This window comes from Pseudomonas sp. Tul2A7 (assembly GCF_054790505.1).
In genome coordinates this window covers 1,743,416-1,763,062 of the sequence record NZ_CP186499.1, presented here as the reverse complement: position 1 = coordinate 1,763,062, position 19,647 = coordinate 1,743,416, and the positions used below count along the sequence as shown (strand labels likewise).

The following is a 19,647-nucleotide window of genomic DNA, read 5'->3' as shown; positions in this document are numbered from 1 at the left end:
GCGCGCGTTTTCTTTTCGGTCGAATTGTCGACCGCCAAAGCACTTGCCCGGAGATGATTCATGAGCCGTATCGTTACCGTTGCCGCCACTCAGATGGCCTGTTCCTGGGATCTGGAAGCCAACCTCGAAATCGCTGAAAGGCTGGTGCGTGAAGCTGCCGCCAAAGGCGCGCAGATCATCCTGATTCAGGAGCTGTTCGAGGCGCCGTACTTCTGCCAGAAGCCAAACCCGGACTATCTGCAACTGGCGACGACGGTAGAAGACAACGTCGCGATCAAGCACTTTCAGAAAGTCGCCAAAGAACTGCAAGTGGTGCTGCCGATCAGCTTCTACGAACTGGCTGGCCGTGCGCGCTTCAACAGCATCGCGATCATCGACGCCGACGGCAGCAACCTCGGGATTTATCGTAAAAGCCACATCCCGGATGGCCCGGGTTACCACGAGAAGTACTACTTCAACCCGGGCGACACCGGTTTCAAAGTGTGGAATACGCGTTACGCGAAGATCGGCGTGGGCATCTGCTGGGATCAGTGGTTCCCGGAAGCTGCACGCAGCATGGCCTTGCAAGGTGCAGAAATACTTTTTTATCCAACCGCAATCGGCAGCGAGCCGCACGACAAAACCATCTCCTCGCGCGATCACTGGCAGCGCGTGCAACAGGGGCATGCCGGCGCCAACCTGATGCCGCTGATTGCCAGCAACCGCATCGGCAACGAAGAACAGGACGGCTACGACATCACGTTCTACGGCTCTTCGTTCATCGCCAACCAGTTCGGCGAAAAAGTGCAGGAGCTGAATAAAACCGAAGAAGGTATTCTTGTGCACACTTTCAACCTCGACGAGCTCGAACACATTCGCAGCGCGTGGGGTTCATTCCGCGACCGCCGTCCGAACCTGTACGGCGCGTTGAAAACCCTCGACGGTTCCCTGGAGTCCTGATCCCGATGACCACCTTGAAAAGTACCCCGCGCGCCGACGGCTTTCACATGCCGGCCGAGTGGGCGCCGCAGACACAAACCTGGATGATCTGGCCCGAGCGCCCGGACAACTGGCGTCTGGGCGGCAAACCGGCGCAAGCCGCACACGCAGCGGTGGCCAAGGCCATTGCGCGTTTTGAACCGGTAACCGTGGCCGTGTCCGCCGGCCAATATGAAAACGCTCGTGCACGCCTCGACGTGCCGAATATCCGCGTGGTCGAGATGTCCAGCGATGACGCCTGGGTACGCGACAGCGGCCCGACCTTCGTCATCAACAACAGCGGCGAAGTGCGTGGTGTGAACTGGGACTTCAACGCCTGGGGCGGTTTCGATGGCGGTCTGTATTCGCCGTGGAATCGTGATTCGCAGGTCGGCGGCAAGATCCTCGAGATCGAGCGCAGCCCGCGTTATCGCACTGAAGGTTTCGTGCTCGAAGGCGGTTCGATTCACGTCGACGGCGAAGGCACGCTGATCACCACCGAAGAGTGCCTGCTCAACCGCAATCGCAACCCGCACCTGGGTCGCGAAGAAATCGAAGCGGTGCTCAGTGCCAATCTGTCTGTGGATAAAATCATCTGGCTGCCGGACGGTTTGTTCAACGACGAAACCGACGGCCATGTGGATAACTTCTGCTGCTACGTGCGTCCGGGCGAAGTGCTGCTGGCGTGGACCGACGATCCGCAGGATCCGAACTACCCGCGCTGCCAGGCTGCGATGAAAGTTCTGCAAAGCAGCACCGACGCCAAGGGTCGCCCGTTCACGGTGCACAAAATGCCGATTCCGGGTCCGCTGTACGCGACCGAAGAAGAGTGCGCCGGTGTCGATCCGGTGGACGGCACGCAGGAGCGCAATCCGTCCGTGCGCCTGGCCGGTTCCTACGTGAACTTCCTGATCGTCAACGGCGGCATCATCGCGCCGAGCTTCGACGATCCAATGGATGCCCCGGCGAAAGAGATTCTGCAGAAGCTGTTCCCGCAGCACGAAGTGGTGATGGTGCCGGGCCGTGAACTGTTACTGGGTGGCGGTAATATCCACTGCCTTACCCAACAGCAACCCGCGCCGCACAAAGAGTGAGTTGAGTCGTAACAGCTTGAGTTGATTAACAAATCGGCCGAGCAATGATTAGCTCGCTATGCATGCACAGAAGCCCGCAGCCCGGTTGGACTGCGGGCTTCTTTGTATCCGCTTGTCGACAACAGCGAAACATTGGCATAGCTCTTGTATTCATCACCCGTGCACTAGGGAGGGGGGAGAACTTCAACAGTTCTGTCATAAACCTTGGATAACGTAGCCGCTCATGAACGGGGAGAGAGCGCTGAAATGAACGCCGAAGTGAACGTAGTCAGCGAGCGGACGTTGCATCCCATGGCCGTTAACGGCGAATCGCTCCAGATTGTCGCGCACTGGTTGAAGTCCAATGGAACGCGTCAGATCAGGCAACCTGATCCGCGCCGGATGATGATCGAGCGTTACCCCGCTGACCTGTTCAGCGAGGCCGAACTGGACGCGTTGTGGGCTGTGATGGAAGGATAAGAAGAACAACAGGGATTGGTCAAAGCGCTGCCGGGATGGCGGCGCTTTTTTATGCCCGATTATTTTGTACGCACCCATTCAATGTGGGAGCGAGCCTGCTCGCGAATGCGGTGGATCAGGTTACGACGATGTCGACTGACCCGACGCTTTCGCGAGCAGGCTCGCTCCCACAGGGATGTGTGTGAAGTCAGAAACTGTAGGTGCCGGTCATCACCACGCTGCGTGGTGCGCCCGGCTGGATTTGATACTGGCTGGTCGCCGACGCGTAATACTCGCGATCAGTGATGTTGTTCAACGCCCCACGCAAATCCCAATCCTTGAAGCGATAACCGACCAGCGCATCCCAGCGGCCGTAACCCGGCAACACGGTGGTGTTGGCGTTGTCGGCATAACGCTGGCCAACCAGAGTCAGACCGGTTTCGCCGTACCAGCCCATTTCCGGTTTCCAGGTCAGGAACAGGCTGCCGTTGTGCTTGGCGACGTTGTTGATGCGTTTGCCTTCCAAGCCGTTGTTGTCCTTCTCGATCTTCGCATCCTGCACACCGACGCCACCGCGCATGTACCAGTTGCCGACGATGTTACCGGTGGCGGTCAACTCGATCCCGCGCGAACGTTGCAGGCCGGACATCACGATCAGGGTCGGGTCATTAGGATCGCTGGTGCGGCGGTTGTAGAGCTCCAGGTCATAGATCGCCAGCGTGGTGCTCAAGCGGTCATCAAACCAGTCGCTCTTCACGCCGATCTCTTTCTGCTTGGTCAGTTCGGGGCTGAGGTCGTTGGTGTTGCCGGCCGCGCCAGGGGTGATGCCGATCAAGCCGCCGCCCACGGGTGAAAATGTCTTCGACCATGAGGCATAGAACGAATGGTTTTGCAGCGGCGTCCAGACCAGGCCCACACGCGGGCTGGTGCTGTGGCTGTCGCGGTCTTCGGAGATGTTGCGCAGCTTGTTGGTCGACTCGATATCGAAGGTGTCGTAACGCAGCCCCCCCAGCAGTTGCCATTGATCGTTCAGGCGCAGTTGGTCCTGGACGTACACCGCACGGCTTTCGACTTCGGTGTGGCTGCTGCTGGAGACCTGCATGCTGCCGGTGTGGCGCAGATCGCGGTTCGGGTTATACAAGTCGAGCGACGGCACCGGCTGCGCGCCGGGCGTTCTGCCAGTGGCGGCGTTGTACAGCGTCGGATCGCGGCGCTGGCTGCCGATCTCGACGCCCGTGAGCAAGCGATGCTCAAGCCCGAAGGTATCGAATCCACCTTCCAGTTCGAGGTTGTTATAGACGTTGCGGGTGGTCAGATCCTGCTGCCAGTGCTGGCGCGTGACCTTGTTGGTCGCCGGCGTGTAACCGGTGAGGTAGGTGTTGTCGAAATCACTGTCGAGCTTGAACACGCCGAGGGTCTGGCGCAGTTGCCAGTTGTCGTTGATTTCGTAAGTGAGTTTTGAGCGCAATGACTGCGACTTGTCATCGATGAAGTCGTGATCGTTGCCATAGGTCGTGTCGCGACCGACATCCGCCGGGCGTCCGTTGACGCCGGGGATGCCGCGATCCGGGGTGCGGTTGTAACGGCTGTATTCGTACTGCACCAGCCAGTTCAGATCCGGCGTCAGTTGCCAGCTCATCGACGGTGCGAACAGTTGGCGGTTGCCACTGACGCCGTCGCGGAAGCTGTTTTCATCCATGTTGCCCATGTTCAGGCGCAGGCTGATGTTTTCGCTCGGGTCGGTGCTGAGATCGGCGTAAAGACTGCGCAAATCTTCGCTGCCAGCCTGGGCTTCGATGGTCGAGCGGCGGCCGAACTCCGGCATTTTGCTCACGCGGTTGACGATCCCGCCCTGACTGCCACGGCCGTACAGCACAGCGGCTGGGCCTTTGAGTACTTCGACGCGTTCGATGTTGTGCAGGTCGCGCTTGTATTGGCTGTCGTCGCGGATGCCGTCCAGATAGAAGTCGTTGCTGGCGTCGAAACCGCGAATGCGCAGGCTGTCGAAGCGAGTATCGGCGCTGCTGCTGACGTTGGGCATGCCGCTCAAGGCGTCGGCGATGTCATTGGTGCCGTAGTTGGCGACGTTTGAAGTCTTGATCGAATCGATCGCCTGCGGCACATAGCGCACGGGTGTCGAGGTGCGGGTCGCGGTGCTGCTGAGCTTCACGCGCGGGTCATCGGCTTGCGCTTCGGCACTGATCGCGGTGGCGGGTAATTCGGTCGCCGAATAGGCAAAACCGCTCGACAGAAAAGCAGAAAGCCCAAGGGTGACGGGCGTAAGACGGAACGGGGCAGGCATTGAACAGCGCATCCGAAAGGGTGGAGGAATTCGATCGCGCGAATGGTAATGCTTTGCATTTGCTTCCGTTAATTATTCCTTATAAGTTCACTTGTCTGATTGTTTCAATTTGTGTCCGGTTCGACACAATCTGACCGGTCGGCCAATTCGACCGATTCGTGAAACAGACTGAAAGCCATTCCAGCGTTTTTCCGCATGAGTGCGGGGACTAATCTGCCGCCATCGATTTTCCTCACTTTTGCCGGAGTTTTCCCATGATTCTTCATTACATCTACGACCCGCTGTGTGGCTGGTGTTATGGCGCCAAGCCGCTGGTTGAAGCCGCGCAACAGGTGCTGCCAGTGATTGCCCATGCCGGGGGCATGATGAGTGGCGCCAACCGCCAGCCGGTTTCCTCGCAACTGCGCAATTACGTCATGCCCCACGACCGACGCATTGCCGAGTACACCGGCCAGCCTTTCGGCGAGGCGTATTTCGACGGATTGCTGCGCGATCACTCGGCCGTGTTCGATTCGACGCCACCGATTGCGGCGGTCATGGCGGCCGAAGCCATCGACCGAGGCGGCCTGCGCATGTTGGGGCGGTTGCAGACCGCGCACTATGTGGAAGGGCGACGCATTGCCGATTCAGCCGTGCTGTTGGAATTGGCCATGCAGATGGGCTATGCGCAGGAAGATTTCCACATTGCGTTTGAGTCCGTTGATAGCGAGGGGCATATAAAAGCCAGTCGCCAGTTTTTGGCTCAATTGGGCGGTCAGGGTTTTCCTACGATTGCTCTGGAGCAGAATGGCACGTTCCAGTTGATCGACATCAGCCCCTGGCTGGGCAAGCCGCAGGCATTTGCCGATTGGTTGCAACAGGCAATCATCCTCGATGAAACCGGTAAAATTTCTGCATTTTGTTCTATCGATGGTTGCGCCTGATACGCGCTGGATTCACTGGCTGTTTGCATTTCCCAGCAAGGAGTCAGCGCAAAATTTACGTTTCTTAGACGATTTTTACCTATTTAAAGACGATTCTTGAAATTGACACATTGTTCAGGGCGCGGCTACGATTCGGCCCAACGCCTGTGGCCAACCGCCATGACTCAAAACAAGGAGCAGGCCCGCCATCACTTTATCGTGGGCGGGCCTTTTTGTTTCGGGGTGAATAAAAGAGTGCAAAAGCGCCGTTTCCGCCGTTCGACACAGCGCGTTTCAACCCGTAATAAGGAAAACAAAATGTTGAACAAGCGAATCAGTCTGATCGCACTGGGGATGTTGAGTGCCACTCAGGCCATGGCTAACGACCAGGCCGAGTCCAAGGGTTTTGTTGAAGACAGCAGCCTCAAAGTGCTGCTGCGCAATGCCTACATCAATCGTGATTACAAAAACGGTAACGACGACAAGGCCGAGTGGGGCCAAGCGGCCATCGGTACGTTCTCGTCCGGCTTCACCCAGGGCACCGTGGGTGTCGGTGTCGACGCTTTCGGTCTGTACGCACTGCGTCTGGACGGCGGCAAGGGCCGCAGCGGCGCCGGTGGTATCGATTTCTTCAAGCAGGAAAATGACGGTCGCGCGAACCATGACATAGCCAAGGGCGGTGCCGCGGTGAAGTTCCGCTTCTCCAACACCGTCTTGACCTACGGCGACCAGATGCCGGCCCTGCCGGTGCTGAGCTACGACAATGTGCGTCTGCTGCCGGAAAGCTACACCGGTACCCTGATCACTTCCAAAGAGATCAAAGGTCTGGAACTGAACGCCGGTCGTTTCACCGCCGAATCGCGCAAGAGCGACGAAGGCCGTGACAGCGGTGGTCTGAAGTCGATCAACGTGTTGGGCGGTAGCTACCAGTTCACCGAGAACTTCAAAGGTGCGTTGTACGCTTCCGACGTCGAAGACGTATTGAAGAAACAATACGTGAACGCCAACTACGTGTTGCCGTTCAACAAGGATCAGTCGCTGACCCTGGACTTCAACGGTTACCGCACCAAGCTGGACAACTCCTATGTCCGCGAAAACGGTGTTACCGGCGACGACAACAAGATCTGGAGCCTGGCTGCAACGTTCGCCACTGGCCCGCACTCGTTCACCGTGGCCCACCAGCGTTCCACCGGCGACAGCAACCTGGGCTACGCCTATGGCGGTTACCAGAAAGATCAAGGTCGTGTCGGTGATGGTGGTAACTCCATCTACCTCGCCAACTCCTACTGGTCGGACTTCAACGCTGAAGACGAGCGCAGCTGGCAGTTGGGCTACGGCCTCGACTTCAGCGCATTCGGCGTACCGGGCCTGAGCTACAACTTCGCTTACGTGCGTGGCGACAACATCACCACTTCCACCAGCGAAGGCGGCACCGAGCGCGAGATCTTCAACCAGTTCAAATACGTCGTGCAGTCTGGCCCGGCCAAAGACCTCAGCGTGAAACTGCGCAGCTCGATCCTGCGTGTTTCGCAGAAATCCAGCGAGTACAACGTCAGCGGTAACGAACTGCGCGTATTCGTGGACTACCCGATCAACATCTTCTGATGCCTGATCAAGTGTAAGAAACATGAGAAAAACCCCGACTGGTTCGGGGTTTTTTTTCGACGGTTTTTCGGTGGAAACCGGAAAAAACCGCTGTTTTTGTCATGTAAAAGTTGTTTTCAGGTGACTGCAAACGCCGTTTCAAACAGGGCTTTAAATGCCTGAAATTCTTTCTCATGGACGCAAATTCTGCACCTAATAGATTAGGCCGCTCAACGCAGCGGAGAATTTGGTAATGATCGTTTTGAACAGAGAAGTGGGCGAATCGCTACGGCGCGACAAATATGTCAACGTCCAGGGTGGTGACTTCAATCTCTACGGTCATTTTGCCGACTTCGTCAGACTGACCAAAAGTTGGGAAAACATGGAGCCTGACAGTTACTACGGTCAGGCCGAAGCCGGCATGCGTTACCGTCGTTACAGCGACTTCGAGTACAACCCCAAGACTCGCGAGTTGAAGCAACTCGAGCATCGCGCCTACGTGCAGTCGAAAGAGAACAACGCTTATGTTGGCGGCCTCGTGCGGCACTTCCAGGACTTCTCCGATGAAGTGATTACTTCACCAGTGATGCGCAGCCTGATCGACACCGATTTCGAAGTGTACAAAAGCGTACTGCCGGAAGAGCTGCACGATGAAATCTGGCAGTGCCAGATTCATCAGATCCGCATCGAGATCAAACCCGGCAAACAACTGGAAATCACCCCTGAAGGCATTCACTGCGATGGCTATCCGTTCAGCGGTGTGCACTTCTGGGGCCGTAACAACGTCGAGGGAGCGGAGAGTCGTCTGTACGACATCCACGAGCATCAACTGGCGTCGACCACTTACCAGGAAATTCTCGACACCACTTACTTCCTCGATCGCGACATGCGCCACTACGTGACCCCGGCGCGCAACACGCACACGCATGCGATGGCGTACCGGCAGATTCTGGCGATTTCCTTCTCGCGGCCCGGGACCGCTTTCGACATTGTTCGCTAATCAGATCACCCCAGTCGACGGCGTCGAGTGCTCGACGCCGGTGGTGCTGCGCCGCGCCACGGCCAAGGATGCGCAGCGCATGGAGCGCTTCTTCCGCCAGTTCGACGAAGTGTCCTTCTGCGAGTGGCAGGACGCCAAGTGCCTGCGCGGCGTGCTGATCCAGAAAACCACCACGGCCTATCTCGCCTTCGACGTCGCCGGCGAAATCGTCGGCGCGGTGCTCGGTGGCATGCTCGGCAGTCGCGGCACCATCAATCATTTGGCGGTCAGCCCGCGCTATCGCAGCCAAGGCGTCGGTCAACGACTGGTTGAAGCCGCGTCGTCCGATATGAAACGGGTCGGAGTGTTGCGGATGTTTCTGTTCGTCGACGATGCTAACCTCGCGGGCAAGCGTTTTTGGACCGCCCAAGGTTTTTGCGAGCCTCATGGCGAACGGACATTTGAGAGGGATCTATGAATGAAACGTCCGGCAGTGCGCCGCTGATGGCTGCCAATCAGCCGTCGCGCACGTTCGCCGAAGCCAGTCCGGTGGTCGCCGGATATTTCACGGTGTCATTTGTGTTCGGGCTGATGGCCGTCAACGCAGGCCTGCCGATGTGGTTGCCGGTGGCGATGTGTTTGTTCGTTTACGCCGGCGCTTCGCAATTCGCTGCACTGGCGCTGATCTCCAGCGGCGCGTCGCTGACCACCATTGTGCTGACCACGTTCCTGATCAACGCGCGGCACATGTTGATGTCGGTGTACATGGCCAAAGCCCTGCGCGCGTTGGGGCTGAGTCGCATGGAGCGCTGGGCTTACGCCGGTGGCCTGACGGACGAATCCTTCGCTTTCCACAGCGTTAAACTCGGCACGGGTGCGCCGGTCAACGTGCGTTACCTGATCGGCTTCAACCTGTTCTGCCACACCTCTTGGGTGCTCGGCGGTTTGCTTGGCGCGGTCTGCGCGCAATACGCCGCGCACCTGATCAAATATCAGCTCGACTACGCCCTGACGGCGATGATGCTCTACGTGCTGGTGTCGCTGTGCAACACGCGCAACAAACTCATCGCTGCCGCTGCTGCGGTGATTTGCATGGGCGCACTGAGCCTGGTCGGCAGCTCGCCGTTCAACGTTTTCATCGCCACGTTTGTGGGCTGCGGGGTGGGTGTATGCCTGACCAAACGTTCCTGATTCTGGTGGTCGCGCTGATGATGGCCGTGACCTTCCTGCCGCGCGCCTTGCCACTGCAAGTCAACACCGAGCACTGGCCGCCGTTTGTTGCGCGGGCGCTGGAGTACTTGCCGGTGGCGATCGTCGCTGCGATCAGCCTGACACCCTTGTTGATCAAGGATCAGCACATACAGCTCGATCGCCCGGAATTCTATGCCGCAATTCCGACGTTGTTATGTGCGTATTTCAGCAAAAACCTCTTTCTCAGTGTGGCGGTTGGGACGGCTGCGTACATTGCGCTCGGCTCGTTCATGTAGCGGCAGATCGACGACATTGTTCAACGCCTGGCTCGACAACTCCGGATTGTTCACCGCCAGGCGCACTTCGAGGAAATCCTCGAAACCGGGGAAAATCGTCAGGCCGTTCTTCTGCGCGGCCTCACGCGAGACCATGCCGACCGCGTCCATCTGCGTGATCAGCGACAGCGTCAACGTTTCACTGCACGAATAAACCATGCGCTGGCCGTTCTCGTGATTGCCCAGCCCGGCGTCGAGAAAACGCAAAAAGCTGTGGGAATACGGACAATCTTCCGCAGGACGCACCTGAAACTTGTTGCCCAGCAACGTCAGTGGATCGTTCTCCTGCCCGCAATGCGCGCCAACTACCTGCACCTGTACATCGGGCAGGACGATGCTCGGCAACCCCGGCCGCTGCGGGCCGATCAGCACCGCAAGGTCAAAGTCTTCGTTCTTCAGCTTGCTGAGGTTTTCCATCGACTCGGCATAGCTGAACTCCATCTGATAATCGGGAAACACCTCGATCAGGCGCCCGATCATTCGCCGATTGAAATCAGGCGACAACGTGTTGTTCAACGCCACCTTCAACGTACGCTGGCCCGGCACCTTCAGCGCCTCGACCTTTTCTTCCATCTGTCGCGTGGCAATCAGCACTTTGTCCATATAAGGCGTCAGCTCGGTGCCCTGCGGCGTCAGCGTCAGCCCTTTGTTGGAACGTCGAAACAAGCGGAAACCGAACTGCTCTTCGACCTTGTTCAACTGCGCGGCCAACGCCTGCACAGTCAGGCACGAATGCTCGGCTGCGGCCGACAACGAGCCGGTCTGCACGATGCGCATGAGGTTTCGTAAGGTTCTGCTATCCATGGGTAATGCCCTCTGAAGTGGGCTGGGTATTGTTGTTTACGAGACTGCCGGTCAGGCGCCATATGCTGGCTATATTCCTGTACCTGAGCATAGTTGTCGCGGGTTTAGTAGCGAATTGATGTCCTCGCCGATGGCTGGAGGCTGACACAGGATCGGGGTTTTTGGTGACGTGGGGGTGATGGGGGTCAAAAAAAGTGCGTGGTTTTGGTGCGTGAGATGGATTTTTGTCGACGGTTTCTGGCGAAACTCTAATTCGTTTATGTATTAAAGATTAATTTTTATCCGTATCTGTACTAGGCTCATATTCAGGTCCCTAACCAAGGAGGCGGCCACATGACCACCTCATCGCAGGCTGTAACCCCACGCGAACAACTCGACGCCCCCGAAGCCGGCCGCGTTGCGCTGAAGTTCTTCTTCAACCTCATGGAACGTTGGGGTTGCAGCGCCGAGCAGCAACGCACGCTGCTGGGCGGCGTCGGCAACACCACTTTCTACAAATACAAACACCTGCCGAACATACGTCTGCCTAACGACACCCTTGAGCGCATCTCCTACCTGATGGGTATTCACAAGGCGTTGAGCATCATCTTCAGCAACAGCCGCGAGCGCGCTTACACGTGGGTCAGCAGCCCTAACACGGCGGCGCCGTTCAATGGGCAAACGGCGCTGGATTACATGCTGGCCGGACGCGTGGTCGATATCGCCGATGTGCGCCGCTACCTCGATGGGGTGCGCGGTTGAAGGCGCCCGATTTGGTTGATGTGCCGTGGCCGCGAGCCTACCGGATCGTCAACAGCAGCTTCCCGCCGATTGCGCTGTTCGAAGACGTGCTCGATCCCGAAGACCTGGAAGTTGCCTACGCGATTGAAGCGCTGACCAATGATCGCCTGATCGAACAGGCCGGGGTTCTCGCCCGAGTGCGTCCGGAGGATCGACTCTCCGGCCCCGGCTCGACTCCGGTGATGGCCGCTTTCACCCACATCGGCAAACGCAGTCGTTTCTGTGATGGCACCTTCGGCGTTTACTACGCTGCGAGCAGTCAGGCTGCGGCCATCGCTGAGACTTGTTATCACCAGGAGCGATTTCTTGCGGCGACCCAGGAAGCGGATCTTGAGTTGACCATGCGCACTTACGTCAATCGGGTGGTTAAACCGTTGCACGATGTTCGCCACGATCACCCCGAAGTGCACAATCCGGATCCCGAGGCTTATGGGCCGTCTCAGGTTTTCGCCCGGCAACTGCGCGAAACCGAGTCGTGGGGACTGCTCTACAACAGCGTCCGCCTGCCGGGCCATGAATGCGTTGCCGCGTTTCGCCCGCCAGCGGTATCGATTCCGAAGCAGGGCAAGCATCTGCGTTATGTGTGGAGTGCGAGTCAGCAGAAGATTTCGTTTGTGCTTGAGATCAGTCAGGTCTGAAATGCAAAAGCCCTCGCATCGGCGAGGGCCTGAAACCGGCGTTTACATCAACGGCTTGTCCGGCGGCGCATCCATCACTTTCACTACATCATCGATCAGCGCTTTGCTCAATTCCTGCAAATATTGCGAGGCATAAGCGTGAAGATCAGGATCGCGCGAGACTGAAGTGTCCGCAGTGAGCAGTCGTGAAATATGAAGCAAGTGGGATGCGTGGGAAAGGGCGGCTATTACCGGCACACCACGATTGGTGCGGAACATTGCTTGATTGGAGTGGAAAGAAAAGTGGGTGAGGCCGAGGGTTTTCAGATCTTGAGAATGGGTCATTTCGCTTCACCTGCCTTTCGAGAAGGGCTGCGTGAAGTGACCGAGGTTACTGACGGATCAATGGCTTTCATTTGTGAACTCCCTGTATCAAATGAGAGCTGCCAATTCGTTATCAGACGAATGGGTGGCAGCTATGCGCGGGCTGATAAACCGGAGATACAGGAACCCGGCAGACCCGAAGGTCTCCCACGCACAGCCGCCATTGCACGGTAATGCAGACACAAAAAATGCGCCGGCAAACGTGAGTTGGGGCGCTGGTGCGCCTGTATCTTACCCGGGTTATCAGGCCCGGTCGCTGAATTGGCAGCGACGGGTTTGACGGTAGCTTGCGGAGGACGGATGCGCAATCGTGGCCAGGTGGTGGCTGCTGGTGTTTCGTTGTAGTGCAACACTTATGTTGCATGTGCAGCAAATATGTTGCACATTCGCTCTACCGAAACGGCGAGTGATGCACATGAAGTACAGCGAGTTTCGGCGATGGTTGAAAGCCCAAGGCGTAGAGTTCCAAAACGGCAAGGGTAGCCACTTCAAGGTTTCCTTGAACGGCAAATCAACTGTGTTTCCCGACCACGGAGCCAAGGAAATGGGCGAAGGGTTGAGAAAATCGATAATCAAACAGCTGGGCCTCAAGGATTGAGGCCCAGCTGTACCCCATGAGAGGAATCGTGATGTTCGAATATGCGTTGGAAGTTCACGAAGAGCCGGACAGTGTCTGGTTGTCCTGCGCAGAAATTCCAGAGATGCACGCCGTTGGCGACACCCTTGAACAGGCGCTCGACAGTGCTATCGATGCCATCGAGACCGCCCTGTCGATCTACGTCGATGATCGTCGATTGATTCCGACAGGTGATGCGGGGGAGCAGGAAAGTGACGCGGTGCTGCGGCTGCCTGCACTGACTGCGGCAAAGGTTGCGTTGTGGAATACGCTTCTGGAGTCTGGGGTCAGCAAAGCTGAACTGGCACGACGCTTGGGTGTACAACGGCCTCAGGTAGATCGGTTAGTCGATTTCCTGCATCACTCCAAGATCGAGAATGTCGAGCGTGCTTTGCAGCAGCTTGGGCGTCGGATTTTGCTTTCGGTTGAGGCTGCGTAGGATTGTAGAAAGCCCCCGACAGCGATTGCTGTCGGGGGTTTTTCATTTGGGATGGAAAAAAAACCCAGAAACAACAAAGCCCCTGCATTTCTGCAGGGGCTTCGTTTTGTATGGTGCGGCACCAGGAGTCGAATTTTCGCTTATGTTATTAATTTTTTTATATTTTTTTGTTGGTTTTCTAAGGGGTACCCTTAAAATTACCCTAATTAGCATGATACGACTATCCAACCCCAACTTTAAGATATTTAGAAGGCCGGTATAATAGCTAAAGTCTCGAAAAAGACTGTTCATCTTTAAATTGTAAAGTTAGATCGTGAACTTGCTTAATAGAAGTGACAGATATGATTGTATCTAAGAATTGTGTTTTAAGAAAACCCGAGGAGACCAGGTTTTCAAATAATGAAAGCAATGGCTTATAGAAGTCTGAAATGTCTACTAAAAATATTGGTTTATTGTGCTCCCCTATTTTTTGTGCGGAAATGTAGCTAAGTATCTCATCAATAGTGCCAATGCCGCCTGGAAGCGCAAGTATTAGATCGGACTTAGCAAGAATGGTCTCCTTTCGGTTGGCAGTATTGGCAGAAATAGTTATGTTGACGATGCGCTCATCTATACTTTCTAGTTCTTGTTTCAGGATGACTGCTTGTATATTCTCCGGATCTGCATAATTTTCTATGAACGTACCTATTAAGCCAGTTTTTCCGCCGCAGCATATTATTTCGCAATCTAGTGAGCTTAGCGCAGCTGCCAGATCAATTGAGGCTGATTGATATTCAGAAGTCTGGCCAATTGAGCTGCCGCCAAGGATAGCTATTGAAAATTTGGCCATCAACGAATCTTCAACGTTGGCTTAGGGGAAGGGATCGATCTCTGATAGCTAGAAATATCTGACTTCAGACTTTCCAAGGCTTCGTCAAGCTCGGTGCGCTTTTTATTGAAGCTGTTAACATCTTTGTCAAGTTGCAGGCGTTGGTTCTCGATTTTTTTTGCAGATTCAGCCGCGCTTTCTACGCTCTTAGTAATTTCTTTAATATCCTCGCCTACTTTTTTCTGTGACTCACTAAGTGAGGTAAGTTGCCAAATAGCGATTCCAGCAAATATTGCGACTATTGCCCAAAATGCGGCAAGGTTGATGTTGAACGTGGACTTAATTTCAGAGTGCTTACTGTTTATATATTCTAATATTTGACCCCCTGGCTTTTGTGAGTCGTTTCCGTCTAAAAACTCTGTAAAGTCACGCTTACCTTGGTATTGAGCCATGTAGCCGTCGGCACTATTGCTGGATAACGTTTGGAACTGTATTGTCGCGAAATGCTGTCCGCGATTTAGCCCGACAGGGGAACCGCTGGCATTATATAGCATACAAAAAAGCCCGCCCTGATATCCAGGGTCAACTTGTGGGCCATTAGATAAAACAACTCCGGAAAAAAATAATTTCACCCTGAGATCGAAGGTGCCACATATAAAGCGCGGGAACACTGCAGTTTCAGTCGCCTGAACCAGAACAAATGAGTATGGAGGTATATGAGCGGTTGGATTTTCCAAAGTTAGAGTATGATATTTACCCTGACACCAGTATTTGTCAGCCAAAACCAAATCATAACTGGCAGTTTGAATTCTTTTCGAATCAGCTTCTTGAAGAAGTGAATCCGCTTTTATTAATGTGGATATGGTTTTTTTACCTAAGACGCCCCCTCGACCTCCTAAGAGGTTAGCAATCTCAAATACAGCTTCGAATATTGTTTCTTCATTGCCTCTGATAACTATATCGCAATTCTGTACAACAATTTTATCAGCGTCAAAAGTTGCCTGGGTAGCTTTTCTGCTTCCCTCATTGTTAACTCGTTGGTGTTGAGCTGCGAGGTCAGAAATCGTGTCAAGACCAACAGTCACGATCTCAAAATTCCGGCTAGTAGCAGATGCAGCTAAACTGCCGATATGAGCAGGATGGAAAACAGTAATCCCAACTTGATCAATTTCTTCAAGTTGAGATTTTCTCATGCCATATTTGGAACTTCCTACGTCAATGGTCCAAGCATAGTGCGTATCGACCCATTGGTCTACATAGTCGTATTCGGTGTCACCTACGTAGCGAGGCGCTCTAGTAGTACTAGGCTGAAGAACACGATATGAGGTCTCAGAAGCAATCCGATTTAGAGCCGTAGATTTTCCTGAGCCCTGTAAGCCAACCAATATAACTAATGTACGCATCCATTTATACCTTAACTATAATTTCCAAATATGTGGATGGTTTCTCGTTTGATTGAAGTCCACGACTGTCGCGCTCGAACCTGTCTTATAGACCGATCTACTTCAATTACTTTTTCCCATCGATTTTTAATTAGGCAATCGGTCATTGCCTGTGTTCCGATGTCTCTGCCTGCGTCTTTGTGCGGTAGAACAAATACTGCATGTCCTGAATGTTCTATATAGCTTAGTTGGGTATTAAGCGCTGCAGAAATTTGGTTAGCCCAGTCAACATGTGAGGTTGATAGGAAGCGCTTTCTACGGGCGCCGATTTCCTTTTGGCACATGCTAGCTACTGTCGAATCGGCAAATCCAAACATGTAGAGTGACAGCCTTTGAGCTAATGTGTAGTCAATTGCTCCAGCGTAAGGCGGACTGGTCACAAGTAAAACACCAGTTTGGTTCGGTATATCAGTTGGAGGGGTTGCATCGCCCCAGTTGTGCAATGAGACGGTAAGTCTGATATCGTTCGATTGCTTTTCACTGAGTGTGTCAACTTCCGTATTTCGCAGCATCGTTTCAAATCGCGTTAGCCATCGACCGGCCGTACCAAAAACATCCTTTTGTACACGTTGTTTAGGCTTAACGTTATCTGCAATATGGCCCCAGCTTTTATTTTGAGAAGAGCAGGCACGCAGAATAGACGACGTCATGGCTTTTATGATGAGTCCAACAAAATCGCTGCCTAGGTTCCAGTTATCAAGATTGTTGAGTATTAACACTCGTCTTAGCGTGTCCTCCTCGAACCAATCAGAAAGTAGATCCGTACAGCTATCATTTGTATAGACTTTTATGAATTTTTCTGGAGAGGGAGATATCAGTCCATTCATGATATTGTCAATATCAAATGTAAGGGATGCTGTTCCGTCAAGTAAAGGCTGAGTATCCAAATCTCCCGCGAGTTGCTTTAATTTTTGCCTTATTTGATTAAAGATCAAGGCCACCAATCGCGGATCTATCGTTTTTAGTAGTACCATTCCCCCAGCAACATACGCCGCTAAACAGCCGATTGGATTAGCTTCTAACATCCATGCCTTGCGGGCCTGACGGACTGCCTCTAATCCTGTGGTACCAACGCCACCATAAGGGTCGATAACTAAGTCATCAACTTTTGATAAGGCTTGGATAAGTGTCGCTGGTAAGTCGGATGGATACGTACCAGGGTACCAATGGATGCTCTTAGTTATTCCTGGTAAATGTTCCGAGAAATCCCAGTCTACAACTTCAAGTTGTCGCTTTATTTTCTCAGTAATCATAATAGTGAGGTTTGGCTCATTGGCGCTGTACCCATAGGATCATCGAGTTCAATTAAGTTTTCTAATCCTTCGCTTTGGAAAATATCCAAAGAGGTCTTTATTATATCCCGGTGCTCGGCTTCCGAAAGTAGTGATTGTGAAAATAATCCAATTAAAAGTTGTCTGCTGTCTTGGCCAACAACCATTTCTTTTGATTCTTCGGTTGAAATAAATGTGACACTACGTTCGGTCTTTCCTTTATCTAAAATTAAGTGAAGTAAAATTTTAGATGTTTTGGACTTTCCGGATGTCAATATTTTTTTCTCGATTCTGCTTTTGGCCTCTGTTGTCGACAGCTCTTGGTATTTACTAATACTCGTGGAGGATAACATTGTTATAGGGTGATACAACTCGCCTCGGCGTAGTCGGAGAACCAGTTCTTTTATTTCCTGTGGCGCACCAATCGATTGGCTTTGAATAAAATCTAAAAACTCTAGGTCTGTTTTTATCCAAGAGTCGGCGCCAATTATTTTATATCTGGCGGCAAGCTCTATTGCTTTAGTTAGCATAGCTTTCGCAGAAAACTCTGCCCAGTCGAGTAGCAACAAGCGATAAAGATTTGTTCTAATGACTTGCCACCGTTCGATGAGGGAGGCGGAGGCGCTTGGAAGGGCTAGTCTTCCATCTTGAATACAGATATTTTTCAAAAGCTCTAAGGGTAATTTCTTTTCGCTCTGATCGACTATCCCGACGTGAAAAGCAAGTCTCACAACATTGTCTATATTGTCTAAATCCATTGTCCCAGCTATCAACGGACCATATAATCCATCGCCGTGAATAATGCTGGTCACGTTTTCCCACCGACTGCCTAGAAAACGGGATGCAGAAAATGTCTTACCAGCAAAGGCTGCACCTGCTAGCATCTGTTGATGATATGTAGATCTCCATCCATGTTTAATATCATCGTGCAGAAATTCTTCTTCTCCCAAGTTATCCTCTAACACGTATTGCATGGAGTGGCCAAAGGGTCCAGTTTGCATGTCGTGGAGAGCCGCAGCTGCTACCAGGTCGCGCGCTTCGCTTTCAGGTAGCTTTTGAAGCTTTGCCCACTCTTTCGCCAGATGCATCACTCCGATAATATGCTCAAATCTAGATATCTCGGAAGCTCCGGTCACCAGCATGGAATTTATATTGCACATGCGTACGTAACGTAGTCGCTGGATTTCAGGGAGCAACAACAGACTATTTTCAAACTCAGAAAAATCGATGCGCCCATAAAGGGGATCCCAAGATCGCCTAACGTACATCTCCATACTCCTCTGCCGCAAACCACCCCGAGATTGCAGCTTGAAGTAGTCCCCGAGCATGTCCAGAACTATCGCCCAGTGCGTACAGTCCTGGTTCTGTTGTTTTATGAGACTCTGGGAGCGCAAATGTGCTCCAATGCCAATCTAAAAGCGGCAAATGGATTTTATGGTCCATGCGCGTATCCCAAAGTTTGCATGAGTCTAGCATTCGACCGAACTGCTCTAACTCATTAACTATTTCGTCCCCGAATAGATTACGCATTATAGATGGGATTGTGAATTCCTGCTCGGATTTTCTTACAATGTCACTTTCTAGTAATAATTCTTTATGTGATAAGTATGCTGTATTTTTGAAGTTTTGAAGAATTAAATCTTTGTCGCTTGTTCGGCAAAGTATTCCGACATTGGCCGTATTGATCGTGTCATCGGCAACGACCCCGCCAGGTATGCTGCCGCTTAAATAGTCATATCTGTAGATCGTTCCTGGGGAGTTCAAGCAAAACGTCCTACAGTTTCCATTAAGTATTTTCGCGTCAGGTCCATAGCTTCGCAGCCCCGATACCCCATCCTTAGACAAAAACTCAACTCTAACCCCGATATCCAGTCCCTTTCCCGTAGTTGGTAATGCGCCAGCGGCCGCAATTATATTATTGGATAGGCGACCTGCGGCATAGAATACGGTACTACATGTAATGGTTTTCTCTATTTCTTGTCCGTTGTCGATGCGTACTGACCACCCTTCTTTCGATTTTACAATATGAGTTGCTTTTCCGGCTATAATTCTGGTGCTGGAGCGAACTTTGTGGTCTAGTTTATCTAAGAGTATGTCAATTTCCGTAGGGCTGAGAACTATAGAGCTATACTTTCGCAGGGTTGCGTTAGAAGATAGTTCAACAAAATTATCACTAGATAGGGCAGTGTTTTTTTGTTCAAGTGATAATATCTTTAATATTTTTTCAATTGCTTCGGACAGCCGAATCTCTGACCCCGCCACATGTACTAACCCCATGCCTGCCGGGGGTAATGAGAATTTAGCACCTGAAAATCTTGCAAACCCCCCAAGTCGAGATTTTGCGTCCGGGAGTGGGTTATCGATCAATATATGTGGAATTCCCTGATTAGATAAATTTATCGCAGAAAATATTCCTGCTAGGCCCCCTCCAATAATTACCACTTCAGTATCGGTTATAGTATTGGAAGCATAATTTTCATTATCCATGTGTCTGACACCCTCCCTGCTCATGCATATTAGATATTGATGTGATGATAACCCGTAGCCAAGCACACCTCTGTGCAAGAGTGGGTTGAACCTACCTAGCCCACCTAATCTACCGCATTCAGGTGCCTACCATATAATCCCGAGTCTTGGGTTGTGAACGAAGGATTGTGGATTGCGGGTACGGACTTGGCAGTATTTATAGTGGTGCGTCCATGTT

Annotated in this window: 21 protein-coding genes; 13 read left to right on the top strand and 8 right to left on the bottom strand. The window is 52.9% G+C overall.

Going from position 1 to position 19,647, the window contains the following annotated elements; all coding sequences use genetic code 11:
• Positions 1 to 60 precede the first annotated feature (60 nt).
• From aguB to ACOYXJ_RS07925, 3 genes are all read left to right on the top strand, one after another.
• Positions 61 to 939 carry an N-carbamoylputrescine amidase gene (gene aguB, locus ACOYXJ_RS07935; RefSeq protein WP_460368801.1) on the top strand — a complete coding sequence of 293 codons (879 nt, stop codon included), beginning with the start codon at positions 61 to 63 and terminating at the stop codon, positions 937 to 939.
• A gap of 5 nt (positions 940 to 944) precedes the next feature.
• Complete coding sequence (gene aguA, locus ACOYXJ_RS07930; RefSeq protein WP_095120796.1) at positions 945 to 2,051, top strand: agmatine deiminase; 1,107 nt, start codon at positions 945 to 947, stop codon at positions 2,049 to 2,051.
• A gap of 246 nt (positions 2,052 to 2,297) precedes the next feature.
• Positions 2,298 to 2,510, top strand: coding sequence for a hypothetical protein (locus ACOYXJ_RS07925; RefSeq protein WP_016986304.1), 213 nt, complete (start codon positions 2,298 to 2,300; stop codon positions 2,508 to 2,510).
• Positions 2,511 to 2,697: 187 nt separating this feature from the next.
• Here the strand turns inward: ACOYXJ_RS07925 and ACOYXJ_RS07920 are convergent, their stop codons facing one another.
• Positions 2,698 to 4,791: a TonB-dependent receptor gene (locus tag ACOYXJ_RS07920; RefSeq protein ID WP_460368799.1), complete on the bottom strand. Its 2,094-nt coding sequence runs from the start codon at positions 4,789 to 4,791 to the stop codon at positions 2,698 to 2,700.
• A gap of 254 nt (positions 4,792 to 5,045) precedes the next feature.
• Between ACOYXJ_RS07920 and ACOYXJ_RS07915 the strand changes: the two genes are divergently transcribed.
• The 6 genes from ACOYXJ_RS07915 (at position 5,046) to ACOYXJ_RS07890 (ending at position 9,743) form a co-directional block, all read left to right on the top strand.
• Positions 5,046 to 5,714, top strand: coding sequence for a DsbA family protein (locus tag ACOYXJ_RS07915; RefSeq protein WP_460368797.1), 669 nt, complete (start codon positions 5,046 to 5,048; stop codon positions 5,712 to 5,714).
• Positions 5,715 to 6,011: 297 nt separating this feature from the next.
• Positions 6,012 to 7,298, top strand: a complete 1,287-nt coding sequence (locus ACOYXJ_RS07910; protein WP_102899571.1) for an OprD family porin — start codon at positions 6,012 to 6,014, stop codon at positions 7,296 to 7,298.
• A 232-nt stretch (positions 7,299 to 7,530) separates the two neighbouring features.
• Complete coding sequence (locus tag ACOYXJ_RS07905) at positions 7,531 to 8,277, top strand: 2OG-Fe dioxygenase family protein (protein WP_034151909.1); 747 nt, start codon at positions 7,531 to 7,533, stop codon at positions 8,275 to 8,277.
• Positions 8,278 to 8,356: 79 nt separating this feature from the next.
• Positions 8,357 to 8,734 carry a GNAT family N-acetyltransferase gene (locus ACOYXJ_RS07900; RefSeq protein ID WP_008080517.1) on the top strand — a complete coding sequence of 126 codons (378 nt, stop codon included), beginning with the start codon at positions 8,357 to 8,359 and terminating at the stop codon, positions 8,732 to 8,734.
• Positions 8,731 to 9,447 (top strand): AzlC family ABC transporter permease, encoded by a 717-nt coding sequence (locus ACOYXJ_RS07895; protein ID WP_460368795.1) that lies wholly within the window; start codon positions 8,731 to 8,733, stop codon positions 9,445 to 9,447. Before ACOYXJ_RS07900 ends, ACOYXJ_RS07895 begins: the two co-directional genes overlap by 4 nt.
• Complete coding sequence (locus ACOYXJ_RS07890) at positions 9,426 to 9,743, top strand: AzlD domain-containing protein (RefSeq protein WP_007952614.1); 318 nt, start codon at positions 9,426 to 9,428, stop codon at positions 9,741 to 9,743. Before ACOYXJ_RS07895 ends, ACOYXJ_RS07890 begins: the two co-directional genes overlap by 22 nt.
• On the opposite strand, the gene ACOYXJ_RS07885 is transcribed toward ACOYXJ_RS07890, so the two are convergent.
• Positions 9,660 to 10,586 (bottom strand): LysR family transcriptional regulator, encoded by a 927-nt coding sequence (locus ACOYXJ_RS07885; RefSeq protein WP_095190045.1) that lies wholly within the window; start codon positions 10,584 to 10,586, stop codon positions 9,660 to 9,662. The two genes, ACOYXJ_RS07890 and ACOYXJ_RS07885, sit on opposite strands and share 84 nt — an antisense overlap.
• A 333-nt stretch (positions 10,587 to 10,919) precedes the next feature.
• On the opposite strand from ACOYXJ_RS07885, the gene ACOYXJ_RS07880 reads away from it, so the two are divergent.
• Entirely contained in the window at positions 10,920 to 11,327 is a 408-nt protein-coding gene (locus ACOYXJ_RS07880; RefSeq protein ID WP_123592950.1) for an MbcA/ParS/Xre antitoxin family protein, read from the top strand.
• 11 nt (positions 11,328 to 11,338) lie between these two features.
• Entirely contained in the window at positions 11,339 to 12,004 is a 666-nt protein-coding gene (locus ACOYXJ_RS07875; RefSeq protein ID WP_460373101.1) for an RES family NAD+ phosphorylase, read from the top strand.
• A 42-nt stretch (positions 12,005 to 12,046) separates the two neighbouring features.
• On the opposite strand, the gene ACOYXJ_RS07870 is transcribed toward ACOYXJ_RS07875, so the two are convergent.
• Entirely contained in the window at positions 12,047 to 12,328 is a 282-nt protein-coding gene (locus tag ACOYXJ_RS07870; RefSeq protein ID WP_064388945.1) for a DUF3077 domain-containing protein, read from the bottom strand.
• Positions 12,329 to 12,782: 454 nt separating this feature from the next.
• Between ACOYXJ_RS07870 and ACOYXJ_RS07865 the strand changes: the two genes are divergently transcribed.
• Both ACOYXJ_RS07865 and ACOYXJ_RS07860 read left to right on the top strand, forming a co-directional pair.
• A complete protein-coding gene (locus ACOYXJ_RS07865; RefSeq protein WP_095190108.1) occupies positions 12,783 to 12,965 on the top strand; it encodes a type II toxin-antitoxin system HicA family toxin in 183 nt (60 codons plus the stop codon).
• Between the two features lie 31 nt (positions 12,966 to 12,996).
• Positions 12,997 to 13,422: a type II toxin-antitoxin system HicB family antitoxin gene (locus ACOYXJ_RS07860; RefSeq protein WP_212620604.1), complete on the top strand. Its 426-nt coding sequence runs from the start codon at positions 12,997 to 12,999 to the stop codon at positions 13,420 to 13,422.
• Between the two features lie 265 nt (positions 13,423 to 13,687).
• Here the strand turns inward: ACOYXJ_RS07860 and ACOYXJ_RS07855 are convergent, their stop codons facing one another.
• Genes ACOYXJ_RS07855 through ACOYXJ_RS07835 form a run of 5 tightly spaced genes read right to left on the bottom strand, consistent with a single transcriptional unit; the run spans position 13,688 to position 19,430 of the window.
• Entirely contained in the window at positions 13,688 to 14,251 is a 564-nt protein-coding gene (locus ACOYXJ_RS07855; RefSeq protein ID WP_460368791.1) for an LOG family protein, read from the bottom strand.
• The gene (locus ACOYXJ_RS07850) at positions 14,251 to 15,633 is read right to left on the bottom strand and encodes a dCTP deaminase domain-containing protein (RefSeq protein ID WP_460368789.1); all 1,383 of its coding nucleotides are present in this window, start codon (positions 15,631 to 15,633) and stop codon (positions 14,251 to 14,253) included. The genes ACOYXJ_RS07855 and ACOYXJ_RS07850 overlap by 1 nt, the downstream gene beginning before the upstream one ends.
• An 11-nt stretch (positions 15,634 to 15,644) precedes the next feature.
• Positions 15,645 to 16,925 carry a DNA methyltransferase gene (locus ACOYXJ_RS07845; RefSeq protein WP_339100713.1) on the bottom strand — a complete coding sequence of 427 codons (1,281 nt, stop codon included), beginning with the start codon at positions 16,923 to 16,925 and terminating at the stop codon, positions 15,645 to 15,647.
• A complete protein-coding gene (locus ACOYXJ_RS07840; protein ID WP_460104794.1) occupies positions 16,922 to 18,211 on the bottom strand; it encodes an HD domain-containing protein in 1,290 nt (429 codons plus the stop codon). The genes ACOYXJ_RS07845 and ACOYXJ_RS07840 overlap by 4 nt, the downstream gene beginning before the upstream one ends.
• Positions 18,201 to 19,430, bottom strand: a complete 1,230-nt coding sequence (locus ACOYXJ_RS07835; protein WP_460368786.1) for an FAD-dependent monooxygenase — start codon at positions 19,428 to 19,430, stop codon at positions 18,201 to 18,203. The genes ACOYXJ_RS07840 and ACOYXJ_RS07835 overlap by 11 nt, the downstream gene beginning before the upstream one ends.
• Between the last annotated feature and the right edge of the window lie 217 nt (positions 19,431 to 19,647).

What these genes read in the sequence shown, in the direction of transcription:
- ACOYXJ_RS07895 (WP_460368795.1), top strand. Translation starts at nt 8,731, where the DNA reads ATGAATGAAACGTCCGGCAGTGCGCCGCTGATGGCTGCCAATCAGCCG.
- ACOYXJ_RS07900 (WP_008080517.1), top strand. Translation starts at nt 8,357, where the DNA reads ATGGAGCGCTTCTTCCGCCAGTTCGACGAAGTGTCCTTCTGCGAGTGG.
- ACOYXJ_RS07920 (WP_460368799.1), bottom strand. Translation starts at nt 4,791, where the DNA reads ATGCCTGCCCCGTTCCGTCTTACGCCCGTCACCCTTGGGCTTTCTGCT.
- ACOYXJ_RS07855 (WP_460368791.1), bottom strand. Translation starts at nt 14,251, where the DNA reads ATGGCCAAATTTTCAATAGCTATCCTTGGCGGCAGCTCAATTGGCCAG.
- ACOYXJ_RS07850 (WP_460368789.1), bottom strand. Translation starts at nt 15,633, where the DNA reads ATGCGTACATTAGTTATATTGGTTGGCTTACAGGGCTCAGGAAAATCT.
- ACOYXJ_RS07885 (WP_095190045.1), bottom strand. Translation starts at nt 10,586, where the DNA reads ATGGATAGCAGAACCTTACGAAACCTCATGCGCATCGTGCAGACCGGC.
- ACOYXJ_RS07860 (WP_212620604.1), top strand. Translation starts at nt 12,997, where the DNA reads ATGTTCGAATATGCGTTGGAAGTTCACGAAGAGCCGGACAGTGTCTGG.
- ACOYXJ_RS07915 (WP_460368797.1), top strand. Translation starts at nt 5,046, where the DNA reads ATGATTCTTCATTACATCTACGACCCGCTGTGTGGCTGGTGTTATGGC.
- ACOYXJ_RS07840 (WP_460104794.1), bottom strand. Translation starts at nt 18,211, where the DNA reads ATGTACGTTAGGCGATCTTGGGATCCCCTTTATGGGCGCATCGATTTT.
- ACOYXJ_RS07890 (WP_007952614.1), top strand. Translation starts at nt 9,426, where the DNA reads ATGCCTGACCAAACGTTCCTGATTCTGGTGGTCGCGCTGATGATGGCC.
- ACOYXJ_RS07865 (WP_095190108.1), top strand. Translation starts at nt 12,783, where the DNA reads ATGAAGTACAGCGAGTTTCGGCGATGGTTGAAAGCCCAAGGCGTAGAG.
- ACOYXJ_RS07880 (WP_123592950.1), top strand. Translation starts at nt 10,920, where the DNA reads ATGACCACCTCATCGCAGGCTGTAACCCCACGCGAACAACTCGACGCC.
- ACOYXJ_RS07870 (WP_064388945.1), bottom strand. Translation starts at nt 12,328, where the DNA reads ATGACCCATTCTCAAGATCTGAAAACCCTCGGCCTCACCCACTTTTCT.
- ACOYXJ_RS07925 (WP_016986304.1), top strand. Translation starts at nt 2,298, where the DNA reads ATGAACGCCGAAGTGAACGTAGTCAGCGAGCGGACGTTGCATCCCATG.
- ACOYXJ_RS07835 (WP_460368786.1), bottom strand. Translation starts at nt 19,430, where the DNA reads ATGGATAATGAAAATTATGCTTCCAATACTATAACCGATACTGAAGTG.
- ACOYXJ_RS07845 (WP_339100713.1), bottom strand. Translation starts at nt 16,925, where the DNA reads ATGATTACTGAGAAAATAAAGCGACAACTTGAAGTTGTAGACTGGGAT.
- aguB (WP_460368801.1), top strand. Translation starts at nt 61, where the DNA reads ATGAGCCGTATCGTTACCGTTGCCGCCACTCAGATGGCCTGTTCCTGG.
- aguA (WP_095120796.1), top strand. Translation starts at nt 945, where the DNA reads ATGACCACCTTGAAAAGTACCCCGCGCGCCGACGGCTTTCACATGCCG.
- ACOYXJ_RS07905 (WP_034151909.1), top strand. Translation starts at nt 7,531, where the DNA reads ATGATCGTTTTGAACAGAGAAGTGGGCGAATCGCTACGGCGCGACAAA.
- ACOYXJ_RS07910 (WP_102899571.1), top strand. Translation starts at nt 6,012, where the DNA reads ATGTTGAACAAGCGAATCAGTCTGATCGCACTGGGGATGTTGAGTGCC.